This is a genomic window from Luteibacter sp. 22Crub2.1, assembly GCF_900167995.1.
In the GTDB taxonomy this organism is placed as follows: domain Bacteria; phylum Pseudomonadota; class Gammaproteobacteria; order Xanthomonadales; family Rhodanobacteraceae; genus Luteibacter; species Luteibacter mycovicinus.
Genome location: NZ_FUYT01000013.1, coordinates 1 through 25,242, shown reverse-complemented (window position 1 = coordinate 25,242; position 25,242 = coordinate 1). Strand labels below are relative to the sequence as shown.

Sequence of the window (25,242 nt, the reverse complement as noted above, 5' to 3'; positions counted from 1 at the left end):
GAGAGGGTTCGCGACTGGAGGGGACAAGCGGTGTCCCGGCGAACTCCTAGAGCCTAGCATCGCGTGAGGCGCGGCGTAAAGCGCCTCACGCGGCGGCGTGGGTGAAACGGGGAATTCAGAGGGACTTTTCGATGAACTGGGTCAGCTGACCCTTGCCGACGGCGCCGATCTGGGTGCCGGCGACCTTGCCGTCCTTGAAGATCATCAGGGTCGGGATGCCACGGACGCCGAACTGGCGGGGCGTCTGCTGATTTTCGTCGATGTTGATCTTGACGATTTTCAGTTTGCCTTCGTACTCGCCGGCCAGTTCATCGAGCACCGGAGCGATCGACTTGCACGGGCCGCACCACTCGGCCCAGAAATCGAGCAGGACCGGGGTGTCGGAATCGAGGACTTCCTGCTGGAAGGCAGAGTCGCTCGTATGGGTGATCTTTTCGCTCACCGTGATCTCCAGAATGGGGGTAATAGGGGGTTGACGACCGTGACGCCTGCATCGGCTACACTAAGGAGCCTCATGTCGCGGGTCCAACCGGAACCGAAGGTCTTGGCCATTGCAGCCGCTGGCCCTCATTCCAACGCAACTAGGGGCGCGATTCAAGCGATTCAAGGGCGCCGACGGGATGGTTTCCGTTGACATAGGTGAAAAGGTTAATCGTTTCAAGCCTCTTCACCTATGCCAGCGGGAACCGTCGGGTCGCGCGCCGCCGCCTCCGGCCATCGTGCGCCGGGCGCGTCGTCTGGCCGCCGGACTGACACCTGGCCGCCCCCGACTCTCCCGTGACGCCGGCCGGATCACCCACCGTCCCGGGGCCCGCCCGGCCGCCGGGATGCCGTCGCGCCTCCGCGCGACGAGACGCCAGGCCATCCATACCTATGTCCCAAACCGTTCTCACCGACGTCTTCTACGAAAACCTCGACCTTCATCCGCTTCTCCATCAGGGCCTTGCCGCCGCCGGCATCACCCGCTGCACGCCCATCCAGGCGCTGACCCTGCCGCTCGCCCTGACGGGCCGTGACGTAGCGGGTCAGGCGCAGACGGGCACGGGCAAGACCTTCGCCTTCCTGGTCGCCCTGATGGACCGCCTGCTGAAGCATCCGGCCGCGCCCAACCGCCGCGACGCGGATCCGCGCGCCCTGATCATCGCGCCGACGCGCGAACTGGCCATCCAGATCGAGAAGGACTTCCAGACCATCGGCAAGGCCACCGGTCTGCGCAGCGCGCTCATCTACGGCGGCGTCGATTACGACAAGCAGCGCCAGCAGCTGCGCGACGGCTGCGACATCATCATCGCCACGCCGGGTCGCCTGCTCGACTACCACAAGCAGGACGTGTTCGGCTTCGGCTCGGTCGAAGTCATGGTCATCGACGAAGCCGACCGCATGTTCGACCTTGGTTTCATCAAGGACGTCCGCTTCATCTTCCGCCGCCTGCCGGCCCGCGAGCAGCGTCAGGTGCTGCTGTTTTCCGCCACGCTGAGCCATCGCGTGCTGGAGCTGGCCTACGAGCACATGCACGAGGCCGAAAAGCTGGTCGTCGAGACGGAAAACGTCACCGCCGACCGCGTCCGCCAGGTCGTCTACTTCCCGTCCAAGGAAGAGAAGATGCCGCTGCTGCTCAACCTGCTCGAAGAGACCAAGGCCGAGCGCAGCATCATCTTCGTCAACACCAAGGCCGCCGCCGAGCGCATCACCGATCGTCTCAAGCGCCACAACTTCCGTGTCGGCGCCATCTCGGGCGACGTGCCGCAGGTCAAGCGCCAGAAGCTGCTGCAGCGTTTCCAGGACGGCCAGATCGACATGCTCGTGGCGACCGACGTCGCCGCGCGCGGTCTGCATATTCCCGCCGTCAGTCACGTCTTCAATTACGACCTGCCGCAGGATGCCGAGGACTACGTGCACCGCATCGGCCGTACGGCCCGCCTGGGCGCTGAAGGCGACGCGATCAGCTTCGCCTGCGACCTCTACGCGATGGGCCTTCCGGACATCGAGACGTACATCAACCAGAAGATTCCGACCGCCTCGATCGAAGCGAAGATGTTGGTGATGCCGGCGCCGCGCCCGCGCGCCGACGGCGTGCAGGACGAAGTCGACGATCCGAACGATACGGGCGGTCACATCCCGACGCGCGGCGCACCGCCGGAGAAGGGCGGTCGTGGCGGTCGGGAGGGTGGTCGTGGCGGTTCCCGCTCGGGCGAGCGCTCCGGCAGCCGCGAGCGTCGCCCGCGCCCGCCGCGCGAGGACACCCCGGTCGGTGGCTTCACCGCCGCCTCCACGGAGGTCCCGGTAAAGACCGTGATCGTTGCCGAGTCGGTCGAGGAGCTGCCGGCCGCTGCCGAGGCCATCGCTGCCGACGGCGCCCCGAAAAAGCGTCGCCGCCGCCGTGGCGGTCGTGGCCGCGGTGCGCGTGAGGGTGTGGAGACCGTCGAGGGTAGCGGCGCCACCGATCAGGCCGCAGGCCCGAAGGCAGCCGCCCCGTCGCGTCACGCGGATGGTCAGTCGCGTCAGGGCAGCCGCCCGTCGCGTCAGGTCGCAGCGAACCGCCCGGCCGCTGCCGCTGCCGCTCCGGCGCCTGCACCGCATACGCATGAGAAGGTCGGTTTCTTCCGCCGCATCGGCCGGTTGTTCGGCGGCCGGTAAACCCACGACCGGCAGGAGCGCGCCCGCGCGCGCTCCTGCATCCCGTCCGGCACATGCCCGGCACGTTCCACCCCGCACAACCCACCCGACATCCCTTATCCTCTGGGGTCCAACGGGCCAACAGGTAATGCGGTGATCGGTTTCGATCTGGTGAGCAAACGATACGAGGGCGGTCACCAGGCCCTTACCGATGTATCGTTCCAGGTCGCGGCCGGTGAAATGGCCTTCGTTACCGGCCATTCCGGCGCCGGCAAGAGCACCCTGCTCAAGTTGCTGGCCATGATCGAACGGCCGACCAACGGCGTCGTCACCCTCGACGGCCAGAAACTCAACACGGTCCGCTCGTCGGATATCCCGCGCATCCGCCGCAAGCTGGGCATGGTCTTCCAGGATCACCGCCTGCTCCTGGATCGCACGGTCTTCGCCAATGTCGAACTGCCGCTGGTGATCGCCGGCGTGGCGCCGGCCGACCGGTCGCGTCGCGTGCGCGCCGCTCTGGAAAAGGTCGGCCTGCTCAGCTACGAAAAACAGCTGCCCGAGGCGCTGTCCACGGGTGAGCAGCAGCGCGTCGGTATCGCGCGCGCGATCGTCGCTAAGCCGGCGGTCCTGATTGCCGACGAACCGACGGGCAACCTCGATCCACAGCTGGCCATGGAAATCATGACCCTCTTTGCGGAATTCCAGCAGGTCGGCACGGCCGTCCTCGTGGCCAGCCACGACCTCATGCTGATCAAGCGAATGAAGAAGCGGGTGGTCGTACTCGACCACGGCAAGCTGGTGGCCGACGTGCCTGCGACGGAGGTCGTATGAATACCGTTCGCGAATCCCGTCGTCCGCCGGAGCCGCCGAAGACCCAGCGCAGCGAAGGGCGCAAGGTCGGCGCCTGGCGCGAGCATCACGCCTGGAGCCTGTCGATCAGCTGGCGCCGTCTGGCGGCCCGGCCGCTCAGCACGTTGCTGACCGTCGCCGTCATGGGCGTGGCCCTGGCTCTGCCGCTCGCGTTTTACCTCCTGCTCGGCAACGTCGAGCGTATGGGCGACGCGCTGGGCCGCAACCAGTCCATCAGCGCCTTCATGAAGCCGGGCCAGAACGCGGCCATGGCGGAAACCGCCGCCTCCGCGCTGCGCGGGCGCCCGGAAGTGGCGGACGTCGTCGTTCGCACGCCCAAAGACGGGCTCGATGAGCTCGCCGAAGTCCAGGGGTTTTCCGGCTCCCTGCAGTCCCTCGACGTCAATCCGCTCCCATACGTCCTCTCGGTCCAGCCCCGGCCGGGTCTGGCGGCTGACGATGCCGGACGCCTGGTCGATGCGATGAAGGCCACGCCGGGCGTCGACATGGTTCAGGACACCGGCGCATGGCGCCAGCGTCTCGACGCGCTGCTTGGCGTGGGTACGCGGGCGGTGAGCCTGCTGGCGGCCTTGCTGGGTGTCGCGGCCCTTCTGGTGGTCGGCAACACCATTCGTGTCGATATCCAGAGCCGCAGCGCGGAGATCGGTGTGCTGCTGCTTATCGGTGCCAGCCGTCCCTTCGTTCGCCGTCCTTATCTCTACGCGGGCATCTGGCTCGGGTTTCTTGCCGGCGTTCTGGCCGTGGTGCTGGCCGTCGTGCTCGAACTTGCGATGGCCGGCCCGGTGGGACGTCTTGCGGCCGCGTACGATGGCAGTGTGAGCTTCGGCGGGTTGCCCGCGTGGCTGTTGCTTTCGGTACCCGTCGCCGCCGCGTTGCTCGGCTGGCTGGGTGCCCGTCTGGTGAGTGCACGACAGATCCGTCGCGCCGCGGCGGTCTAGACAAGGGGATTTGGGGTGGCGACTCACATCGGTTCAGGCGTTGCCGGCGCGGCGCCGCGGATTCTCCTGGTCGACGGCTCCAAGGTCGTCCGCCAGCTGATTTCGCGCGTGGTCAGCGCCGAGGTGCCGGGCGTCGAGATCGTGGGCGTCTCCACCGGCGCGGAGGCGCAAGCCGAACTGCAGCGAGGGGTCTTCGACTTCGTCACCGTGGCGCTGCGGCTGCCCGACATGGACGGTCTGGACATCGCACGCTTCGTGCGCGAATCCGCGCCGCAGATCTACATGCCGATCGTCGTCGTCTCCGGCGACGTGGAAGAGCGTCTTCATCGGCGGGAACTCGGCGAGTTCGTCACCGACTACTTCGACAAGTCACTGGGCTTCGGCGCGCTGGCCGAATTCATCCGTGGCTACGTGCGCCCGGAAGGCGGTGCCGAGGGCGAGGTGCTTTACGTCGAGGACAGTCGTGTGGTCGCCCTGGCCACGCGCCGCATGATGGAAAAGTACGGCCTGACGGTGCACCACGTGATCAGTGCCGAAGACGCCATCGTGTACCTGCACGAGGCGAAGGCCCGCGGCGACATGGGCGCCGACATCGTTCTTACCGACGTCAGCCTCAAGGGTGAACTCACCGGTGGCGATCTCGTGGAACGTATCCGCAACGAGTTCGGCTACGGCAAGGGGCAGCTGCCCACGCTGATCATGACCGGCGACGAAAACCCCGCGAACCAGGCCGCGTTGCTGCGCGCCGGCGCGAACGATCTCGTCGAGAAGCCGGTGGAAGAAAAGTTGCTGATCACGAAGCTGTTGTTCCAGTTGCGGGTGGCGCTACACCTGCGTGAAAGGGCGGAAGGTTGAACGAGCGGGTCAAGCTGGAAGCATCGTGGAAGGAGCGGATCGGCGATTACCTCGATCGTCCGGAGATGCTGGCGCTGTCGGCATTTCTGCGCGAGGAGAAGGCGGCGGGTAAGGTCATCTACCCGCCCGGCCCCGAGATCTTCAATGCGTTCGCGCACACGCCTTTCGATCGCGTACGCGTCGTGATCCTCGGCCAGGATCCGTATCACGGTCCCGGACAGGCGCACGGCCTGAGCTTTTCGGTGCGGCCCGGCGTCCGCGTGCCGCCCTCGCTGCAAAACATGTTCAAGGAGATCGAGGCCAGCCTCGGTATACCGCGCCCCGACCACGGATGCCTCACGCCCTGGGCCGATCAGGGCGTCCTGTTGCTCAACGCGGTGCTCACCGTGGAAGCGGGGCAGGCCGCATCGCATCAGGGCAAGGGCTGGGAAGGGTTTACCGATGCGGCGATCGACGCCCTCAACGGCGAGCGCGAGGGCCTGGTCTTCCTGCTTTGGGGTAGCCATGCCCAGAAGAAGGGCCAGCTGATCGACGCCAGGCGCCACAAAGTTCTGCGCAGCGTGCATCCGTCGCCGCTGTCGGCGCATCGCGGTTTTCTGGGCTGTGGGCACTTCGCTGACACGAACGCGTACCTCGAATCGCGCGGGGAGGCGCCGATCGACTGGTCGCTGCCGCCAAAGGCCGCTTTGGTCTCCGCCCTTTAAAGTCAGCTTCAAGCCCCAATAACTGTAACAACGGCGGACACATAGCCGCCGTAGACGCCCTTGGCGCCGCGTTTTCGCGGCCGGGGAGCCGTCTGCCTCCTGAACACCCCGGCACCGACTCTGGACACGCCGGGGGTATTTCTGTACCATAGCGTACAGTTAACCGATGAACTTCGGGCTGACTTAGCACTCTCACATCGGGACTGCTAATCTGCATACAGACTTTCAGGAGGTTCCACACATGTCCCAAGCACTCGTTACCCGTAACTACGGGCTCCCGAGCGTCGTTGGCAGTCTGGATTCCTACATCTCGGCGGTTCATCGCATCCCGGTGCTCAGCCTTGACGAGGAGCAGTCGCTGGCGCGCCGCTTCCGTGACGACGCCGATCTTGACGCCGCCAAGCAGCTCGTTATGTCCCACCTGCGTTTCGTGGTCCATGTGGCCCGCGGCTATAACGGCTACGGCCTGCAGCTGTCGGACCTCATCCAGGAAGGCAACATCGGCCTGATGAAGGCGGTCAAGCGTTTCGACCCGGACCAGGGCGTTCGCCTGGTGAGCTTCGCGGTGCACTGGATCCGTGCCGAGATGCACGAGTTCATCCTGCGCAACTGGCGCATCGTGAAGGTCGCCACGACCAAGGCGCAGCGCAAGCTGTTCTTCAACCTGCGCAAGAGCAAGAAGCGCCTGGGCTGGATGAATGCCGAAGAAGTCCGTGTCGTCGCTCACGACCTGGGTGTCCCGGAAGCCACCGTCCGCGAGATGGAATCGCGTTTGTCGGGTCGTGACGTGGGCTTCGAAGCTCCGGCCGATGCCGATGACGACGACAAGCCGGCACCGGCCGCCTTCCTCGTCGACGAAGGCGCCGACCCGTACGACAACCTCGCCGAGGAAGACGCGAGCAACAACCAGATGGGCGCGCTGTCGTCGGCGCTCGGCAACCTGGATGCCCGCTCGCGCGACATCATCCAGCGTCGCTGGCTGGCGGAAGACAACAAGGCCACGCTGCAGGATCTTGCGGACGAGTACGGCGTTTCCGCCGAGCGTATCCGTCAGATCGAAGCGAACGCGATGAAGAAGATGCGCGTCGCCATCGCGGCCTGAGTGCCCCGTTCGGCGTAAGATCCGGAGCGGCCCCCTCGTGGGGCCGTTTTCCGTTTCCCCTTTGAGTCAGGAGTCCAAGCGGATGCCCAGGGCACTGGTCATCGAAGACGATGAAGTCACCGCTCGCGACATCGTCGCGGAGCTGAGCGCTCACGGCCTGACGGCCGAGTGGGTGGCCAATGGCCGCGACGGGCTGACCCGCGCGCTGGCCGATGGCTACGACATCATCACTCTCGACCGCATGCTTCCCGGCATGGACGGTATCGACATCGTGTCCGCGCTGCGCGAGCGACGTATCGATACGCCTGTGCTGATGATCAGCGCGCTGTCCGATGTCGACGAACGCGTGCGCGGTCTGCGCGCCGGCGGCGACGATTATCTGACCAAGCCGTTTTCACCGGACGAACTGGCCGCGCGAGCGGAAGTGCTGCTGCGTCGTCGCCGGCCCGCCGCCAACGAAACCCGCCTGCGTGTCGCCGACCTCGAACTCGACCTGGTCAGGCACAACGCGCTGCGCGGCGGTCAGCCGCTCACGCTGCTGCCCACCGAGTTTCGCCTGCTCGAATTCCTCATGCGCAATGCCGGTCAGGTCGTCACACGGCAGATGATCTTCGAGCACGTCTGGGGATTCCATTTCGATCCGGGCACCAACGTGATCGACGTCCATATCGGACGCCTGCGCCGCAAGATCGACGGCACGGGGCAGGCGCCTCTGATTCGTACCGTTCGTGGATCGGGGTATCTCCTTGCGCCCGCTGACTGACGCCTGGCGTTCCGCCACCTCACGACTGATCCTCATCTACGGGGCGCTGTTCGCGATCTGGTGCGTCGTGTTGCTTGGCGTGGTGCAGTGGGAGGCGTCACGCTACCTGTCGCGCGTGGTCGACCAGATGCTGGTCGCACGCATCCATTATCTGGAAGGCACCGACGCGCGGAACCTTCCAGATACGGTGGCGACGGCCAGCGCGGTCGACGTCCAGGGCTTCATGCGCGTGGGCCTGTTCGACGCCCATGGCCGGCGCGTCGCCGGCAACATCGCCCGCGTACCGGATGAACTGAGCGAGGACGGCACCGTGACCTCGGTGAAGGCCATGCTGGTGGATGCCTCGCGCGATGCGCCGATGCGGGCACGCGGCATCACGCGGCAGCTCCCCGACGGACGCCGCCTGGTCGTCATCAAGGACAGCACCACGATCGACGGTCTCGGTGCGATCATCCGGCGCGGCCTGCTCTGGGGCCTGTCGCTCACGTTGATCCCGGGCGTACTGGGCGGCGTGCTCATCGCACGAGGGCCAGCCCGCCGCATCCGTGCGATTCAGCAAGCCATGGAGCCCATCCGCGAAGGCGACCTAAGCGTGCGTCTGCCCGTGAGCCGCGGCGGCGACGAGGTCGACCTGCTCGCCGCGACGGTCAACACCACGCTGGGCGAAATCGAGCGCCTCCTGGGCGAGGTCAAGGGCGTCAGCGACAACATCGCCCACGACCTTCGCACACCGCTGACGCGCATGCGCACGCGGCTTTACCGTCTGCAGCAACAGTTCGCCGAGACGCCCGAAGGCGATCAGCTGGAAGCGTGCGTCGCCGAGATCGATACGGTGCTGGGACGCTTCCGCGCGCTGCTGCGCGTGTCCGAACTGGAAGATCGCCAGCGCAGCGCCTGCTTCGAGGAACTGGACATCGGCGCGGTCCTGCGCAACGTCCATGACTTCTATGCGCCGCTCGCCGAGGACCGCGGGCAGGCCTTCGAGATCCGGCTGGACAAACTGCCGCCGCTGCGAGGCGATCCGCAACTGATGTTCGAGGCGTTCGCCAACCTCGTCGGCAACGCGATCAAGTTCACCCCGGACGGCGGGGCGGTTCGCCTCGTCGCGACCACCGACGCCGCCGGCGACGCGCGGATCGATATCGCCGATACAGGCCCCGGTATTCCCGAGGGCGAGCGCGAGGCGGTGTTCCGTCGTTTCTACCGCGGGGACGAAACCCGTACCAAGCCTGGTTGCGGTCTGGGACTGGCCATCGTCAGCGCGATCGTTCGTCTGCACGGGTACTCGCTGTCGGTCGGTGGGGACGAAAAAGGCGCTGTGTTTTCAGTCACCTGCCCCCCGGTCGTAAGCTCATAAACAAATCTTAACTACGACGACGATCGTCATGGGCGCAAAATTCGCCGCGACGCAACATTCGCGCACGGAATCCGTCCCTCATGATTGGCATCGTCCGGATCGCACTCTCGCGACCGTATACCTTCGTCGTCCTCGCCCTGCTGATCCTCATCGTGGGTCCGCTGGCCGCGCTGCGCACGCCGACGGATATCTTTCCCGACATCAAGATTCCCGTCATCGCGGTGGTCTGGCAGTACACCGGCCTGCCGCCGGATCAGATGGTCGGCCGCGTGTCGTCGCCCTTCGAGCGGGTGCTCACCACCACGGTCAATGACGTCGAGCACATCGAGGCCAACTCGATCCAGGGCTTCGGCATCGTCAAGATCTTCTTCCAGCCGACGGTGGACATCCGCACGGCGAACGCGCAGGTCACCGCCGTGGCCCAGACGCTGCTGCGCCAGCTGCCCGCGGGTACGACACCACCGCTGATCCTCAACTACAACGCCTCGACGGTGCCGATCATCCAGCTGGCGCTCTCCGGTGACGGCCTGACCGAGCAGAACCTGGCCGATCTGGGCCTCAATATCATCCGACCCCAGCTGACCTCGGTGGCGGGCGCCGCTATTCCGTATCCGTTCGGCGGCAAGACGCGCCAGGTGCAGATCGACATCGATCCGCCGGCTTTGCAGGCCCGCGGACTGTCGGCCCAGGACGTGGCCAACGCCCTCGCGGCGCAGAACCTGATCACGCCGGTGGGTACGCAGAAGATCGGCAAGTACGAATACACCCTGCAGCTCAACAACTCGCCCTCGGTGATCGACGAACTGGGCAACCTGCCGGTGAAGACGGTCAACGGTGCCACCGTGTTCATCCGCGACGTCGCCAACGTGCGCGACGGATCGCCGCCGCAGACCAACATCGTCCACGTCGACGGCAACCGCTCGGTGCTGATGACGGTGCTGAAGAACGGTTCCGCTTCCACGCTGGCGATCATCGCCGGCATCAAGGAGCGCGTGGAGGCAATGAAGGACGGTCTTCCGGCCAATCTCAAGATCGCACCGATCGGCGACCAGTCCCTGTTCGTCAGCGGGGCCATCGAGGGCGTGGCCCGCGAGGGCATCATCGCGGCGGCGCTCACGAGTCTGATGATCCTGCTGTTCCTCGGCAGCTGGCGCTCGACGGTCATCATCGCCACATCGATTCCGCTGGCGATCCTCGGCTCGATCGCCGCACTCTCGGCGATCGGCGAGACCATGAACATCATGACCCTGGGCGGCCTGGCGCTCGCCGTCGGCATCTTGGTGGACGACGCGACGGTGACCATCGAGAACATCAACTGGCATCTCGAGCAGGGCAAGGACGTGGAGACCGCGATCCTCGACGGCGCGGCGCAGATCGTCACCCCGGCCTTCGTCTCGTTGCTGTGCATCTGCATCGTCTTCGTGCCGATGTTCTTCCTCAACGGCGTCGCCCGCTTCCTCTTCGTGCCGATGGCCGAGGCGGTGATGTTCGCGATGATCGCCTCGTTCATTCTCTCGCGCACGCTGGTGCCGACGATGGCGAAGTATCTGCTTCATCCGCACGATCACGACGATCCCCACGGCGAGGGCAAGGCGCCGTCGCGCAATCCCCTGGTGCGTTTCCAGCGTCGCTTCGAAGCGCGCTTCGAGAAGATCCGCGAGAGCTACCACGGACTGCTGCGGCTGGCCCTCGATCATCGCAAGGCGTTCGTGATCGGGTTCATGGGTTTCGTCGTGCTGTCCTTCGCGCTGGTGCCGATGCTGGGTCGCAACTTCTTTCCTTCGGTGGACTCGGGGCAGATCCTCATGCACGTCCGCGCGCCGATCGGCACGCGCGTGGAGGAGAGCGCGCGTCTGTTCGCCGAAGTGACCGACGCCGTACGCCGCATCGTGCCCAGGGAAGAGCTCGGCACCGTCGTCGACAACATCGGCCTGTCCTCCTCGGGCATCAACAACACGTACAACAACACGGGTACGGTCGGTTCGCAGGATGGCGACATCCAGATCGCGCTCAACGAGGGGCACGCGCCCACCGCCGACTACGTGCGCGAGATGCGCGAGAAGCTGCCGCGTGAGTTTCCCGGCGTGACGTTTTCCTTCCCGCCGGCGGACATCATCAGTCAGATCCTGAACTTCGGCTCGCCCGCACCCATCGACCTGCAGGTGCGTGGTCCGAACCTCGACGCCAATTTCGGTTACGCCAGCCGACTGCTGCGCGATATCCGCAAGATTCCGGGCGTGGCGGATGCGCGCATCCAGCAATCGAACGCCAGCCCGACGCTGAAGGTCGACGTCGACCGCAGTCGTGCGCAGCAGGTCGGTATCACCGAGCGTGACGTCACCAGCAGCCTGGGCGTCAACCTGGCCGGCTCCAGTCAGATCGCACCGACGTTCTGGCTCAATCCGCAGAACGGCGTGTCCTATCCGATCGTGATGCAGACGCCTCAGTACAGCATCGACTCGCTGCCGGACCTCGAGAACGTTCCGATCAGCCCGAGCACGGGCAATGGTGGCTCGCAGGTCCTCGGCGGCCTGGCCACGGTCTCGCGCACGACGTCGAGTTCGGTGGTCAGCCAGTACAACATTCAGTCGATGGTGGAGATCTTCGCGACGACGCAGGATCGCGATCTCGGTGCGGTCGCCGCGGACATCCAGAAAGTGATCGACGCGAACAAGAAGTTCCTGCCGAAAGCGTCCAGCACCGCCTTGCTCGGTCAGGTGCAGACGATGAACAGCGCCTTCTCCGGCCTGATCTTCGGTCTGCTCGGCGCGATCGTGCTGATCTACCTGCTGATCGTGGTGAACTTCCAGTCGTGGAGCGATCCTTTCGTGATCGTCACGGCGCTCCCGGCCGCCATCGCGGGCATCATCTGGATGCTGTTCGCCACGCATACGACCTTGTCGGTGCCCGCGCTTACCGGCGCGATCATGTGCATGGGTGTGGCCACGGCCAACTCCATCCTGGTCGTGAGCTTCTGTCGCGAGCGGCTCGCCGAACTCGGCGACGCGACCGCCGCGGCGCTGGAAGGCGGCTTCGTCCGCTTCCGTCCCGTCCTCATGACCGCGCTGGCGATGATCATCGGCATGGCGCCGATGGCACTCGGCATGGGCGAAGGCGGTGAGCAGAACGCGCCGCTCGGCCGCGCCGTCATCGGTGGCCTGATCTTCGCCACCACCGCCACGCTGTTCTTCGTGCCCGTCGTCTTCAGCATGATCCACGCGCGTCGTGGTCACCCGTCCCCCACCCCGGCGAATTCCGGAGAGCCCGTCCATGTCGCCTGATACCTTGCACACCCCTCCGCCGCGCCGTCTCCGTCTCGCTGGCATCATCGCTGCGATCGTGGTTCTCGCCATCGTCGTCGCCGGCGTCGCCACTCGCGCCAACGACTCGCATAAGTTGCGCGAGTGGACCGACGATCAGGCCGTGCCCACGGTGAACGTGGTCAGCCCGGAAGGCGGGCAGGGCGGTGGAGACCTGAACCTCCCCGGTCGCCTGCAGGCCTATGCCCGCGCGCCCATCTACGCACGTACCAGCGGCTACCTGAAATACTGGAAGGCCGACATCGGCCAGAAGGTGAAAGCGGGCGATGTGCTCGCCGAGATCGAGACCCCCGATCTCGACCAGCAGCTGCTCCAGGCCAAAGCCGATCTCGCCAGTGCGCGTGCCAACGAGGCGCTGGCGCAGACCACGGCGAAGCGCTGGCAGTCCATGCGCGACTCGGATTCGGTCTCCAAACAGGAAGTCGACGAGAAGACCGGTGACTACGATGCCAAGCACGCGCTGGCGACCGCGGCGCAGGCGAACCTCGAACGCATTCAGGCACTCAAGGGCTTCGCGAAGCTGACCGCGCCCTTCGACGGTACGGTGACCGCGCGCGAGACCGACGTCGGCGCGTTGATCAACGCCGGTGGCGGTGGCCAGGAACTGTTCGTCGTGTCGGACACGCGCAAGCTGCGCATGTACGTAAACGTGCCGCAGAACTACGCGCCGTCGATCAGGCAGGGCGCCACGGTAAAGCTCACCGTGCCGGAATACCCCGGTCAGACCTTCACCGGTACGGTCGAATCGTCGTCGTCGTCGATCAGCGCGGCGACCGGCACCACGCTGGTGCAGGTATCCGTCGACAACCAGGACGGCAAGTTGCTGCCGGGTGCGTACGCGAGCGTCACGTTCGACCTTCCCGGCAACGTGGCACTCTTCAACGTGCCGGCAAGCGCGCTCGTCTTCGACGAGAAGGGCCTGCGCGTGGCGGTGCTCGATGCGCAGAACAAGGTGAAGTTCAAGGACGTCACCATCTCGCGCGACATGGGCAAGACCGTGCAGCTCGGCTCGGGCATCGCGAAGGGTGACCGGCTGATCGAGAGTCCGCCCGACGGCCTCGCCGATGGCGACACGGTCCGCGTCAACGCGCCGAAGAAAGCGGAAGCCGACCATGCCAAGGCGTGATTCCACACGGCAGCGGACCGGCCTGGCCATGCGGGCCGTGATGGGAGCCAATCCTTTCGGTGAAGGCTCCCCGACACGATCGATCCTCGCCGGCCTCGTGGTCTCACTGGGCCTGTCAGCCTGCTCCCTCGCACCCGCGTACAAGACCCCCGACGTCCCCGTCGCCCCGCAATACGCCAACGCGGAATCGCCGTGGACCGAAGCCAGGCCCGCCGATCACCTCGATCGCGACGGCTGGTGGAAGCTCTACGGCGACAGCCGCCTGAATGACCTGCAGACAAAGCTCGTCGCGAATAACGCGTCACTCGCGGCCGCACTCGCCCACTACGAACAGTCCGAGGCGTTCACGCGCCAGGTCCGTGCGGGGCTGTTCCCGCAGATCGGCCTGAACGGTAACGGCACGCGTAACCGCGAGTCGGACACGCGTCCGCTTCGCGGCGCCACGTCGCCGACTTACTACAACTCGTACACCATCGGCGCGCAGCTCGACTACGAGATCGACCTGTGGGGTCGCGTGCGTGACACCGTCACCGCGGGCACGGCGGAGCAGGCGGCATCCGCGGCGGATCTCGCCTCCGCACGCCTCAGTCTTCAGGCGCAGCTGGCTGACAGCTACCTCCAGCTCAATGGCTTCGATCGTCAGATCAAGGTGCTGAACGAAAGCATCGACGCCTTCGCGAAGGCGCTCAACCTGACGCAATCGCGCCATGAAGGGGGTATCGCTTCCGGTCTCGACGTCGCGCGTGCGCAGACGCAGTTGTCCAGCGCTAAATCGCAGCTGACCCAGGCGCAGGCACAGCGTTCGCTGGTGTTGCACGCCATCGCCGTCCTCGTCGGTGACTCGGCGTCGAGCTTCCAGCTCGCCACCGACGATGAGCAGGTCAAGGTACCGACGATTCCGGTCGAGGTGCCGTCGGTGATCCTGCAGCGTCGTCCCGACATCGCCGCGGCGGAACGTCGTACCGCCGCCGCCAATGCGCGTATCGGTGTGGCCAGGTCGGCGTTCTACCCGCAGCTGACGCTGGACGCACAGGGCGGTTGGCAAAGCTCGGCGTGGGGCAGCATCGCCACCGCACCGAACCGTTTCTGGGCGATCGGCCCCACGCTCGCGCTCAACCTGTTCGACGGCGGTCGCCGCAAGGCGGTCGTGGCGCAGGCACAGGCAGCGACCGATGAAGCTGGCGCGCGCTATCGCGATGTCGTACTGAATGCGTTCGCGCAGGTGGAAGACAACCTGACGCTGTTGCGCGATCTCGGCTCGGCGCTGAACGACCAGCGCGCCGCCGCCGATGCGGCGCAGCGTTCGGTCGACCTGTCGCTGAACCGGTACCGTGAAGGCGCGGTGGGCTACCTCGACGTGGTGCAGGCGCAGACGACCGCGCTGGACGCACGGCGTAGCGTGATCGATCTGGAGACGCGTCAGCTCCGGGCCAGTGTGCAGCTGATCCGTGCGCTGGGTGGTGGCTGGTCGACGACCTGACGCGGTCACGCGGCCCCGTAGGAGCGCGCCTCGCGCGCGAAAAGCCTACGCAGCGGTGAAGCCGTACCTCTTCACCGCTGCGTAGGCTTTTCGCGCGCATGGCGCGCTCCTACACTAGGCTGATGCTCGATACCTTGCAGCGCCAGAAAGCCACCCAGCTCGCCGAAGGCCCTCCCTCGGCGTCGGTACGCATCGATCGCCTCGATCGCGCGATCGGCTTGCTCGTCGACCACGCCAGCGACATCACCGACGCGCTCCGGGAGGACTTCGGTCATCGCAGTGTCGACGCATCGATGTTCACCGACGTCGCCGCGTCCATCGAGCCGCTGAAGCACGCGAAGCGCCATCTGCGTCGGTGGATGCGGCGCGAACGACGTCCTGTCTCGCCCGCGCCGCTGGCGCTGATCGGCGCGCGTGCCTGGATCGACTATCAGCCCAAGGGCGTCGTCGGCGTCATCTCGCCGTGGAATTTTCCGTTCAATCTCACCTTTGCGCCTCTCGCAGGCATCCTCGCAGCGGGTAACCGCGCGATGATCAAACCTTCCGAATTCACACCGCGTTCGTCGGCACTGATGCAGCGAATGATCGGCAAGGCCTTCAATGAGACGGAGGTCGCGGTGTTCACGGGCGGCTCCGACGTCGGCGAAGCGTTTTCGCGTCTGCCCTTCGATCACCTGCTGTTTACCGGCGCGACATCGGTGGCGAAGCACATCATGCGCGCCGCGGCGGAAAACCTGGTACCGGTGACGCTGGAGCTTGGCGGAAAATCTCCCGCTATCGTAGGACGCGACGCCGATCTCGAACTCGCCGCGAGGCGACTTCTGTTCGGCAAGACACTCAATGCCGGTCAGGTCTGCGTCTCGCCCGATTACGCGCTGGTGCCGCGCAAGCACGTCGATGCTTTCGTCGATGCGCTGTCACGCTCGGTCGCATCGATGTTTCCGACGCTGCGAGACAATCCGGACTACACGTCCATCGTCAACGAGCGTCACCATGGCCGCCTGCTCGGGTACCTCGACGACGCGCGTGCGAAAGGCGCGACGCTACGGGTGCTCGGCAGGGGCGACGAACGTTTCGACGATCGCCGCATCGCGCCAACGGTGGTTCTGGGCGCCGACGATTCGATGGACATCATGCGTGACGAGATCTTCGGGCCGCTGCTCCCGATCCTCCCCTATGACGACATCGATGGTGCGGTCGACTACATCAATGCGCATGCGCGACCGCTGGCCCTGTACTACTTCGGCAACGACACCGGGGAGCAGGAGCGTGTGCTGGCGAAGACGGTCGCGGGAGGCGTCACGATCAATGACACCGTCATGCACCTGGCGATGGACGATCTGCCCTTCGGCGGCATCGGTCCTTCGGGCATGGGTGCCTACCACGGGCACGACGGGTTTCTCACCTTCAGCCACGCGCGGTCGGTGTACCGACAGGCCCGCTTCGACGTGACGGCCATGCTCAGGCCGCCGTATGGCACGACGATAAAGCGGCTGCTCTCTCTCAAGATCCGCCGGTAGATACCGGGCGACGGGCAAAAAGAAGGGGCCTCGCGGCCCCTTCGTCTTACACCCGGTCGCGCGTGGCTTTACAGCTTCGCGCCCAGCAGTGCCTCGAGCTTGCGCTGGTCGACCGCGAACTTGCGGATACCTTCCGCGAGCTTGTCGGTGGCCATCGCGTTTTCGTTGTGGCCCCAGCGGAATTTGGCCTCGTCGAGCCTGGCCGGCTTGTCTTCCCGGCGGCCGCTGTCCTTCAGCGCGACCGGCAGGTCGTCGTTGTTCTCTTCCAGTTCCTTCAGCAGGTTGGGCGAGATGGTCAGGCGGTCGCAACCGGCGAGGGCCTGGATCTGGCCGATATTACGGAAGCTGGCGCCCATGACGACGGTCTCGTAGCCATGCAGCTTGTACCAGTCGTAGATGCGACGGACCGACTGCACGCCCGGGTCTTCGGCCGGCTCGTAGGTCTTCTTGTCGGTATTGGCGACGTACCAGTCGAAGATGCGGCCGACGAACGGCGAGATGAGGAACGCGCCGGCTTCGGCGCAGGCCACGGCCTGTTCGAAGCTGAAGAGAAGCGTCAGGTTGCAGTTGATGCCGTCCTTCTGGAGCTTCTCCGCCGCGCGGATGCCTTCCCACGTCGAGGCGAGCTTGATCAGGATGCGTTCTTTGTCGATGCCGATGTCTTCGTAGAAGCCGATCAGGCGCTTGGCCTTCTCGATCGAGGCGTTCGTGTCGAAGGAGAGGCGGGCATCGACTTCCGTGGAAACGCGGCCCGGGACGATCTTGAGGATCTCGCGGCCCACGAGCACGGCCAGGCGATCGCTGGCATCGGTCAGCTGCTGGTCGCGGCTGTTGCTCTGGCTCTTGGCCCACTGCACGGCTTCGTCGATGTAACCCGAGTAGGTCGGGATACCGGCGGCGGCCAGCAGCAGCGACGGATTGGTGGTCGCGTCTTCCGGCTTGTACTTGGCGATGGCGGTGATGTCGCCGGTGTCGGCCACGACGGTGGTGATTTTGCGCAGTTGCTCGAGCTGAGTGGTCACGTTGAGAGTTCCGTTACCTGATGAGACCCCTATTGTCGCGCCGTTCGATGTGAAGTGACAGGCATCCGAAGGTATCGATTCAGTAATCTCAGTACAGATCGATCGGATCGACGTCCAGCGACCAGCGCACCTTGCGTGCCGCGGGCAGCGCGGTGAGCGCCTGCTGCCACGGCCGCAGAAACGCGTGAAGGCGCGCGCGTGTGCCTGCCTCGACCAGCAGCTGGCCGCGATGACGACCGGCTCTGAGCGGCATGGGGGCCGGCATGGGCCCCGCCACACGCAGGTCGCCCGGATCGCCCAGCACGGCGTTGGCCTGGCCGAGGAACTCGTCGACCTCCGCGCGGCCGTGCGCGTCGGCGCGCAGCAGCACCTGATGGGCGAACGGTGGCAGCTCGAGCAGCCGGCGCTCCTCCAGCAACTCCGTCGCCACCGCGCCGTAGCCGCCGCGAAGAAGCGCATGGAGCATCGGATGATCGGGATGGTGGGTCTGCAGCAGGACGCTGCCCGGCTTGCTTGCCCGGCCGGCCCGGCCGGCGACCTGGACCACCAGCTGTGCCAGCCGCTCGCTCGCACGGAAGTCCACGCTGTGCAGGCCCTCATCCACACCCACGATGGCGACGAGCGTCAGGTTGGGCAGGTCGTGGCCCTTGGCCAGCATCTGCGTGCCGACGAGGATCGCGGGCTTGTCTTCGCGCAGGCCGTCGAGGATGTCGCCGAAGGCGTCCTTGCGCCGTGTGGTCTCGCGATCGATGCGAACCACGGGCACCTCGGGAAACCGTTCGGTGAGGGCTTCTTCCAGTCGCTCGGTGCCCTGGCCCTGCGGGCTGATGTTGGCCGATCCGCAGGACGGACACACCGCCGGCACCGGCACGGTGTTGTCGCAGTGGTGGCAGATCAGGCGCCGACGGCCCGCGTGCAGCGTCATCGGTCGGTCGCAGCGCGGACAGTCCGCGTGCCAGCCACAGTCGTAGCAGAGCAGCACCGGCGCGTAGCCGCGGCGATTGCGGAACACGAGCGCCTGCTCGCCACGACCGACACAGGCGGCGACGGCGTTGATCAACGTGGGCGACATGCCGTGGTCGAGCCGCTGGGCGCGCATGTCGACGATCTGCACCCGGGTCGATTGCGTGGCGCCGGGGCGGCCGCGCAGCACCAGGCGCCTGTAGCGACCCGTCGCGACGTTGCCGAGCGTTTCCAGGGAGGGCGTCGCCGAACCGAGCACCACTGGCACCCCGTGGGCACGGGCGCGCACCAGGGCCAGGTCGCGGGCGTGGTAACGGAAACCTTCCTGCTGCTTATAGGAGGCGTCGTGCTCTTCGTCGACGATGATCAGTCCGGCCGACGGCAACGGTGTGAACACCGCCGAGCGGGTGCCCAGCACCACACGTGCGCTGCCGTTGCGGGCGCGCAGCCAGGCGCGCGCGCGCTCACCCTCGGCCAGGTTCGAATGCAGTACTTCGATAGCGACGCCCAGTCGCTCGCGCAGTCGGCGCACCGTCTGCGGCGCCAGGCCGATTTCGGGAACGAGCAGCAGGGTCTGCCTGCCCTCCGCCAGCGCGCGTTCGATCAGCGCGAGGTACACCTCGGTCTTGCCGCTGCCGGTCACGCCGTCGAGGAGGTAAGGCTGGAAGCCGCCAAAGCCCTCGCCAATGGCGGCGACGGCGGCGGTTTGTTCCTCGCTGAGGGCCGGGCCGGGGGCGGGGCTGTTCGGAGCGACGGCTTCCTCGATCTCCTGCCGTTCGACCAGATTGGCCTCGGCGAGCCGACGCGCGGCGGCCCGCCAGTCGGGCAGCGCCAGTCCCAGCTCGTCGGCGGCACGCGGGCCCCCGGCGAGGGCGTCCAGCAAAGCGGCGGAGCCACCCTTGCGCCGCTTCGCCTCGCGCGCCGCCTGCCCGTCCGGGGTCAGCGACCAGACTTCACGCCCGGTCGCGGGAAGGGCGCGCGGCTCGCGCAGGGCGAGGGGCAGGGCATTGGAAAAGGCCTCTCCCGGCGCGGCGGCCCAGTAATCCGCCGCCCAGGCCAGGGTGGCCATGAGCTCGGCATCGAGCAGAGGCGCATCGTCCAGTACCTCGCTGACCCGCTTGAGCCGTTTCACACCCACGGCGGCTTCGGCGGCCGGGTCCACCACGATGCCCACCATCTCGCCCTTACCGAAAGGCAGCCGCACGCGCGATCCCGCCCGCGCTTCGCCCACCGCCGGCGGCAGGTAGTCGAACAGGGTGAGCAAAGGGACGGGTAAGGCGACGCGGAGAACGAGTGTCATGCCGGCCCTAGTTTACCGGGGTGTACCGATTTTGCTGGTCAATGATTGACCACGGCGCCATGGGTTTGGGACCTATTGAGACCTCCGGGAAGAGGAATCGCGAGTAAGTGCCCGCCGTCGGGAGGGTTTCGAGGTTATCCACAGGCTCTGTGGATAACTCTGTGGATGAGCTTCGGATGGAGGGGGTCCAAGGCGCATGGTTGGGCCCTCCGGGTTAGCTTGCGTACATTTTAACCAAGCTGAAATGTACTTATGAATCAATTAGTTGCAAATTGCTTGTCACGATCGTTCAGCGGGCGTCCGCAAAACCTTGACAAATGCGAAGGCGCCACTCCGCCTGTGCACAACCCTTCTCTACTTAGGAAATAGTCCTAATGCGTCATGCCGATAACGAAGGCGACGGTGATGACGAAGAGCAGTAGCCAGAAATAGACGCTGCCTATCAGCCAGTACTTTACGATCGTCATGGGCCATCCCTGTCGATAGACGCGCTTTTGCATGATCAGCAGGTACAGCGGCATCCACACCCAGATGGCGAACTGGACCAGCCCGATCGCGCTGCCGCCGATCGCCAGATGCGACCGGACCGGCTCCTTCGCGAGCCCCAGCAGCGTCAGCGCAATGAGGGAGAGGAACAGGAAAGCGTGGCTGTGCAGGGCCACGATCACGTGTTCCATGTATAGCCGGCGGCGAAACGCGTAGAACACCTTCAGGATCAGGGCGAACAGCGGGACCATGACGAACATGGCCTGAGGCAGGACCGAAAAGAATCCCTCGAGGATGCGATGCATGGCCTCCTGACGCTGCGCACCGCCGTTGAGAACAGGGATCAGGTTGGCTTTGAAGTGGCTGAAGGCGGCGTCGAGGCGCCGGTTGACGGCACCGGGCAGCCAGGCGACGTCGATCTTCGCGTGGTTGCCGAACCAGCTGTCGACCCGCTCCTCGCCACTCCGTCGCACATCGGACGCCGGCTCGTCGGCCTGCCGTTCGATCGGAGGTGCTTTCAGTTCGGTCAGGCGCGTGTTGGCGGCGTTGCGAACGACGCCGTAGAGGGCGCTCATGCCCGCCCTGGCCGCGGCCGGGGTCTCCGGGTCATCCAGCGACTCATGGAGTTCGCGGACCTGATCCTTGTAGATCGCGTGCACCTCGTCCGGCGTTTTCGCCGCGGCGAAGGCGTCCATCGAATCCGCCGCGACGGGCTTGCCGTCGTTACTGCCGAACTTCGTGTCGCCGATGGCCAGGTGGAGCAGGAAAAAAGCCAGCAGGCAGAACACGAACATCAGCCGGAACGGCGCGATATAGCGCACCCGCCGCCCGGAGAAATACTCAAGGGTCAGGAAGCCGGGCTTCGTAAACAGCGGTGGCAGCGTATGGACGATGCGCTCGTCGAGGTGGAAGAAGATGTCCCCGGCATCCTCCAGCATGTGCGAGACCGGCTGGAGCACGCTTTTGATCGACTGGCCACAGTCGTGACAGAACGCGCCCCGCAGCGGCGCGGAGCAGTTCGCGCACAGCAGCGCGGGCGACGGCTCGAGCTCTTTCATTCCGTGAGTTCCCCATTGTCCCCTGACGGGGTCGGATCATCGCACGCGGCCCGGTACAATGGGCGGCCCACACGCCATTGCCCTCCCATGTCCTTCGACCGCGCCCGCGCCCGCCGCGAGATCGGCGCCACCGTCCGGTTGGCGCTGCCGATGATCGCCGCGCAGCTTTCCGCCATCGGCACCAATGTGGTCGATGCCGTGCTCGCCGGGCACCAGGGCGCGCATACGCAGGCCTCGGTGGTCACGGGTGCCAACATCTGGGTCCTGGCCATCGTCACCGGCATCGGCACCATGATGGCCGTGCCGCCCACCGTGGCCCAGCTGGACGGCGCCGGTCGCCGGGGTGAGGTCGGCGCGGTGTTCCACCAGGCGTTGTATATCGCGTGGGGTCTTGGATTGCTGCTGGGCATCGCGGTCTGGAACGCCTCGCCTTTGATGGACCTGTTCGGCGTGGTCGAATCCATGCGGGCCGACGTGCGGGCTTTCCTGCACGCCATCTGCTGGGCCGCCCCGGCCCTCACCACGTACTTCGCGTTGCGCGGACTCTCCGAGGGCCTGTCGATGCCCCGACCCTCGATGTACTTCAGCTTCGGCGGACTGCTCGTGCTGGCGCCGCTGGGCTACGTACTGATGTACGGCAAGCTGGGTTTTCCGCCGATGGGTGCGCGTGGCAGCGGTATCGCCACGGCGATCGTGCTCTGGCTGGAGATGCTCGGTTTCGGCATCTACGTCTGGCGTCACCGCAATTACCGCGACCTCAACCTGCGTCAGCGGATGGCGCCGCCCAGCGCGAAACAGATCGGCCAGCTGCTGCACATCGGCGTGCCGATGGCCGTGACCTTGCTGATGGAGGCGGGCCTGTTCGTCGCGGTGGCCCTGCTGATCGGACGGCTTGGCGAGACGGTTACCGCCGGCCACCATGTCGCGCTCAACGTGGCCTCGGTGGCCTTCATGATTCCACTCGGCCTGTCCATGGCGATCACGGTGCGGGTCGGCAACGCGGCCGGCCGCCGTGACGCCGCGGGCGTGCGCTATGCCGGCATGTCCGGCATCACGCTGGTGCTCGTCACGCAGTTCATCTCCTCCGGCATCATGCTGTCGCTGCCCGGCCCGATCGCCCGCCTGTACACGAGCGACGCCGCGGTCATCGCCATGGCGTCCCAGCTGTTGATCCTCGCCGGGTTCTTCCAGTTCTCCGACGGTATCCAGGTGGCCTCCAACGGCGCCTTGCGTGGACTGAAGGACACCCGGGTGCCGATGGGCATCACGCTGTTCGCCTACTGGGGCGTCGGCATGCCGATCGGCTGGTGGCTCGCCTTTCCGCAGGGGCTGGGCGCGCGCGGCATGTGGATGGGGCTGATCGCGGGCCTGAGCATGGCAGCGATCCTGCTCTTCGCGCGGTTCTGGCGCAGCAGCGCGAGCGGCCGCTGGCGCGACGATCCCGACAACGCCACGCCTGTGCCAATCCACACGTGATGCAGGCCCTGCGACGCGCTACGCTGCACTCAATCATCAAGGAAATCGCTTAGATGTCGGATCGCTACGACGCCGTGCCGCCGCCCCTGCCGGATCGCTCCCGTCCCGCGCCGTCGCCGCGTCGCGGTGGTGGCTTCGGTCGTTTCATGCGCGGGCTCGGCCGCGGCATCAATGTCACCCGCCTGATCATCATCAACGTGCTCTTTTTCGGTCTGCTGGCGGTGTTCCTGCTGGCGCTCTTCCTTGGCGGCCGGAACGCCAGGGTGGACGACAAGACGGTGCTGGTGATCGCGCCCGAGGGCGCGCTGGTCGAGCAGTACAGCGCCGATCCGCTGTCACGCGCGCTCAGCCGCATGTCCGGCGACGGCGTGAAGCAGGTGCAGGTGCGCGACATGGTCCGCGCCATCGACGCGGCCGCCACGGACGATCACGTCAGCCGTATCGTCCTGCGTCCGGATCGCATCCAGGCCGGCGGTTTCGCCGCGCTGCGCGAAGTCGGCGCCGCGCTCGACCGTTTCCGTGCGTCGGGCAAGCCGGTGCTGGTCTGGGCCGCCAATCTCGATCAGGGCCAGTACTACCTGGCGTCGCACGCCGACAAGGTCTACATCGACCCGCAGGGCGGTGTGATGGCTACGGGCCTGGCCAACTACCGGTTGTTCTACAAGGACCTGCTCGACCGTCTCGGCGTGCAGGTGCACCTGTTCCGCGTCGGCCAGTTCAAGAGCGCGGCGGAGCCGTTCATCCTCGATCACGCGTCGCCCGAATCGAAAGAAGCGGATGCGTTCTGGCTGGGCGGCCTCTGGTCCACCTGGATCGACGAAGTCGCCGCGCGTCGCCACCTCGACCCCGCCACGCTGCGCGGTGACGTGGACGGGCTGGCTGAGCGCGTCCGCGACGCCAGGGGCAGCCTTGCCGATCTCGCCGTCGAGGAAAAACTCGTCGACGGCATCGCTACGGAGCAGCAGTTCGTCGACATGCTGCGCAAGCAGGGCGTACCCGCCGGCAAGAAAGAGCAGGGCTTCCGCCAGGTCGACCTGGGTGGCTATCTCGCCGATCGCGGCCTGTCCAATATCGACGTGCTGCAGACCGGCGATGGCGTGACCGTGGTCGTCGCCGAGGGCGAGATCAGTGGCGGCAAGCAGGCGCAGGGCACCATCGGCGGCGATTCCACCGCGGCGCTCATTCGCAGCGTGCGCAACGACCGTCGCACCAAGGCGCTGGTCCTGCGCGTGAATTCGCCGGGCGGTGAGGTGTATGCGGCGGAGCAGATCCGCCGCGAAGTCGAACTCACGCGCGACGCCGGTATTCCGGTGGTCGTCTCGATGGGCGACGTCGCCGCGAGTGGCGGCTACTGGATCTCGATGAACGCGAACCGGATCTATGCCGAGCCCAACACCATCACCGGTTCGATCGGCATCTTCGGCATGTTCTTCACCGTGCCCGACACGCTGGCGAAGATCGGCGTGAAGAGCGATGGCGTCGCCACGGGCCCGCTGGCGGGCGCGTTCGACGTGACGCGTCCGCTCGATCCCAAGGTCGGCATGCTGATCCAGAGCATCATCGACAAGGGTTACCGCGACTTCGTCGGCAACGTGGCGAAGGCGCGCGGCAAGGATTTCGCCGCGATCGACGCGATTGCGCAGGGACGTGTCTGGACGGGCCAGCAGGCACTGGATCGCGGTCTCGTCGACAAGCTCGGCAGCCTGGAGGACGCCATCAACGATGCCGCGCAGGAAGCTCATCTGGGCAAGGACTTCAACGTGCGTTACGCCGAGAAGCCCATGGGCGCGGTCGAGCGTTTCCTCACCAATGTCGGCGACAGCGCCGAAACGCGTGTCGCCCTTTCGTGGGGCATGCGCCTGCCGTCCTGGGTGGCCATGCTGCCGAAGCTGGCGCCGGAGTTCGCGTTGTTCCGCACGGCGGAGGCGGGCAAGCCTAACGTTTACGCTTACTGCTTCTGTTCGCCACGGTGATGGCACGGCGATAAGGGCATCGCGCGCAAGGCTGTAGTGGCCGGGTATTTGAGGACCACGCATAGGAGCGTTAAGCCGCCATCCTCTCAAACTCGGCTGGCGGGCGGTAGTCGAGCGCGGAGTGCAGGCGCTCGTGGTTGTAATAGCGAACCAGATAGTCGATCGCGTCTTGTGATGCCAAAGCTCGGGTCGGGAAGGTTTCCTCGCCGAACCACTCCTGTTTAAGGCTTCGGAAGACGCGTTCGACGACGGCGTTGTCCCAGCAGTTCCCCTTTCGGCTCATGCTTTGAACGATGCCGTGCCGGGCCAGATG

19 protein-coding genes are annotated in these 25,242 nt (G+C 66.0%); 14 read left to right on the top strand and 5 right to left on the bottom strand.

The window, feature by feature from the left end; genetic code table 11:
* Positions 1 to 115: 115 nt before the first annotated feature.
* The gene (gene trxA, locus B5X73_RS14260; RefSeq protein ID WP_043696284.1) at positions 116 to 442 is read right to left on the bottom strand and encodes a thioredoxin TrxA; all 327 of its coding nucleotides are present in this window, start codon (positions 440 to 442) and stop codon (positions 116 to 118) included.
* A 431-nt stretch (positions 443 to 873) separates the two neighbouring features.
* On the opposite strand from trxA, the gene B5X73_RS14255 reads away from it, so the two are divergent.
* The 12 genes from B5X73_RS14255 (at position 874) to B5X73_RS14200 (ending at position 16,651) form a co-directional block, all read left to right on the top strand.
* Positions 874 to 2,637, top strand: coding sequence for a DEAD/DEAH box helicase (locus tag B5X73_RS14255; protein WP_079522283.1), 1,764 nt, complete (start codon positions 874 to 876; stop codon positions 2,635 to 2,637).
* 132 nt (positions 2,638 to 2,769) lie between these two features.
* Positions 2,770 to 3,447: a cell division ATP-binding protein FtsE gene (gene ftsE / locus B5X73_RS14250; protein WP_036109778.1), complete on the top strand. Its 678-nt coding sequence runs from the start codon at positions 2,770 to 2,772 to the stop codon at positions 3,445 to 3,447.
* The gene (gene ftsX, locus B5X73_RS14245) at positions 3,444 to 4,424 is read left to right on the top strand and encodes a permease-like cell division protein FtsX (RefSeq protein ID WP_036109781.1); all 981 of its coding nucleotides are present in this window, start codon (positions 3,444 to 3,446) and stop codon (positions 4,422 to 4,424) included. The genes ftsE and ftsX overlap by 4 nt, the downstream gene beginning before the upstream one ends.
* Positions 4,425 to 4,439: 15 nt before the next feature.
* Positions 4,440 to 5,279 (top strand): response regulator, encoded by an 840-nt coding sequence (locus tag B5X73_RS14240; protein WP_051943227.1) that lies wholly within the window; start codon positions 4,440 to 4,442, stop codon positions 5,277 to 5,279.
* Positions 5,276 to 5,983, top strand: a complete 708-nt coding sequence (ung, locus tag B5X73_RS14235; RefSeq protein ID WP_079522282.1) for a uracil-DNA glycosylase — start codon at positions 5,276 to 5,278, stop codon at positions 5,981 to 5,983. Before B5X73_RS14240 ends, ung begins: the two co-directional genes overlap by 4 nt.
* A gap of 241 nt (positions 5,984 to 6,224) precedes the next feature.
* Positions 6,225 to 7,085: an RNA polymerase sigma factor RpoH gene (gene rpoH / locus B5X73_RS14230; protein ID WP_036109786.1), complete on the top strand. Its 861-nt coding sequence runs from the start codon at positions 6,225 to 6,227 to the stop codon at positions 7,083 to 7,085.
* Positions 7,086 to 7,167: 82 nt separating this feature from the next.
* Complete coding sequence (locus B5X73_RS14225) at positions 7,168 to 7,848, top strand: response regulator transcription factor (RefSeq protein WP_079522281.1); 681 nt, start codon at positions 7,168 to 7,170, stop codon at positions 7,846 to 7,848.
* On the top strand, positions 7,832 to 9,205 hold the full coding sequence (locus B5X73_RS14220) for a sensor histidine kinase (RefSeq protein WP_254857303.1): 1,374 nt from the start codon (positions 7,832 to 7,834) through the stop codon (positions 9,203 to 9,205). The genes B5X73_RS14225 and B5X73_RS14220 overlap by 17 nt, the downstream gene beginning before the upstream one ends.
* A gap of 80 nt (positions 9,206 to 9,285) precedes the next feature.
* Positions 9,286 to 12,486, top strand: a complete 3,201-nt coding sequence (locus B5X73_RS14215; protein ID WP_079522280.1) for an efflux RND transporter permease subunit — start codon at positions 9,286 to 9,288, stop codon at positions 12,484 to 12,486.
* Positions 12,476 to 13,651: an efflux RND transporter periplasmic adaptor subunit gene (locus tag B5X73_RS14210; protein WP_079522278.1), complete on the top strand. Its 1,176-nt coding sequence runs from the start codon at positions 12,476 to 12,478 to the stop codon at positions 13,649 to 13,651. The genes B5X73_RS14215 and B5X73_RS14210 overlap by 11 nt, the downstream gene beginning before the upstream one ends.
* Positions 13,638 to 15,131, top strand: coding sequence for an efflux transporter outer membrane subunit (locus tag B5X73_RS14205; protein ID WP_254857302.1), 1,494 nt, complete (start codon positions 13,638 to 13,640; stop codon positions 15,129 to 15,131). The genes B5X73_RS14210 and B5X73_RS14205 overlap by 14 nt, the downstream gene beginning before the upstream one ends.
* Positions 15,132 to 15,229: 98 nt before the next feature.
* The gene (locus B5X73_RS14200) at positions 15,230 to 16,651 is read left to right on the top strand and encodes a coniferyl aldehyde dehydrogenase (RefSeq protein WP_079522275.1); all 1,422 of its coding nucleotides are present in this window, start codon (positions 15,230 to 15,232) and stop codon (positions 16,649 to 16,651) included.
* A gap of 68 nt (positions 16,652 to 16,719) precedes the next feature.
* On the opposite strand, the gene tal is transcribed toward B5X73_RS14200, so the two are convergent.
* The 3 genes from tal to B5X73_RS14185 form a co-directional block, all read right to left on the bottom strand.
* Complete coding sequence (gene tal / locus B5X73_RS14195; RefSeq protein WP_036109799.1) at positions 16,720 to 17,673, bottom strand: transaldolase; 954 nt, start codon at positions 17,671 to 17,673, stop codon at positions 16,720 to 16,722.
* Positions 17,674 to 17,761: 88 nt separating this feature from the next.
* Positions 17,762 to 19,936: a primosomal protein N' gene (locus tag B5X73_RS14190; protein ID WP_079522273.1), complete on the bottom strand. Its 2,175-nt coding sequence runs from the start codon at positions 19,934 to 19,936 to the stop codon at positions 17,762 to 17,764.
* A gap of 371 nt (positions 19,937 to 20,307) precedes the next feature.
* Positions 20,308 to 21,480: a DUF3667 domain-containing protein gene (locus tag B5X73_RS14185; RefSeq protein WP_079522271.1), complete on the bottom strand. Its 1,173-nt coding sequence runs from the start codon at positions 21,478 to 21,480 to the stop codon at positions 20,308 to 20,310.
* Between the two features lie 87 nt (positions 21,481 to 21,567).
* Between B5X73_RS14185 and B5X73_RS14180 the strand changes: the two genes are divergently transcribed.
* Both B5X73_RS14180 and sppA read left to right on the top strand, forming a co-directional pair.
* Positions 21,568 to 22,956, top strand: a complete 1,389-nt coding sequence (locus B5X73_RS14180) for an MATE family efflux transporter (protein WP_079522269.1) — start codon at positions 21,568 to 21,570, stop codon at positions 22,954 to 22,956.
* Between the two features lie 146 nt (positions 22,957 to 23,102).
* Positions 23,103 to 24,929 (top strand): signal peptide peptidase SppA, encoded by a 1,827-nt coding sequence (gene sppA, locus B5X73_RS14175; protein WP_254857310.1) that lies wholly within the window; start codon positions 23,103 to 23,105, stop codon positions 24,927 to 24,929.
* Between the two features lie 70 nt (positions 24,930 to 24,999).
* Here the strand turns inward: sppA and B5X73_RS14170 are convergent.
* Positions 25,000 to 25,242, bottom strand: a 243-nt coding sequence (locus B5X73_RS14170; RefSeq protein WP_139382793.1) for an integrase core domain-containing protein, incomplete at its 5' end; no start/stop codon positions are given.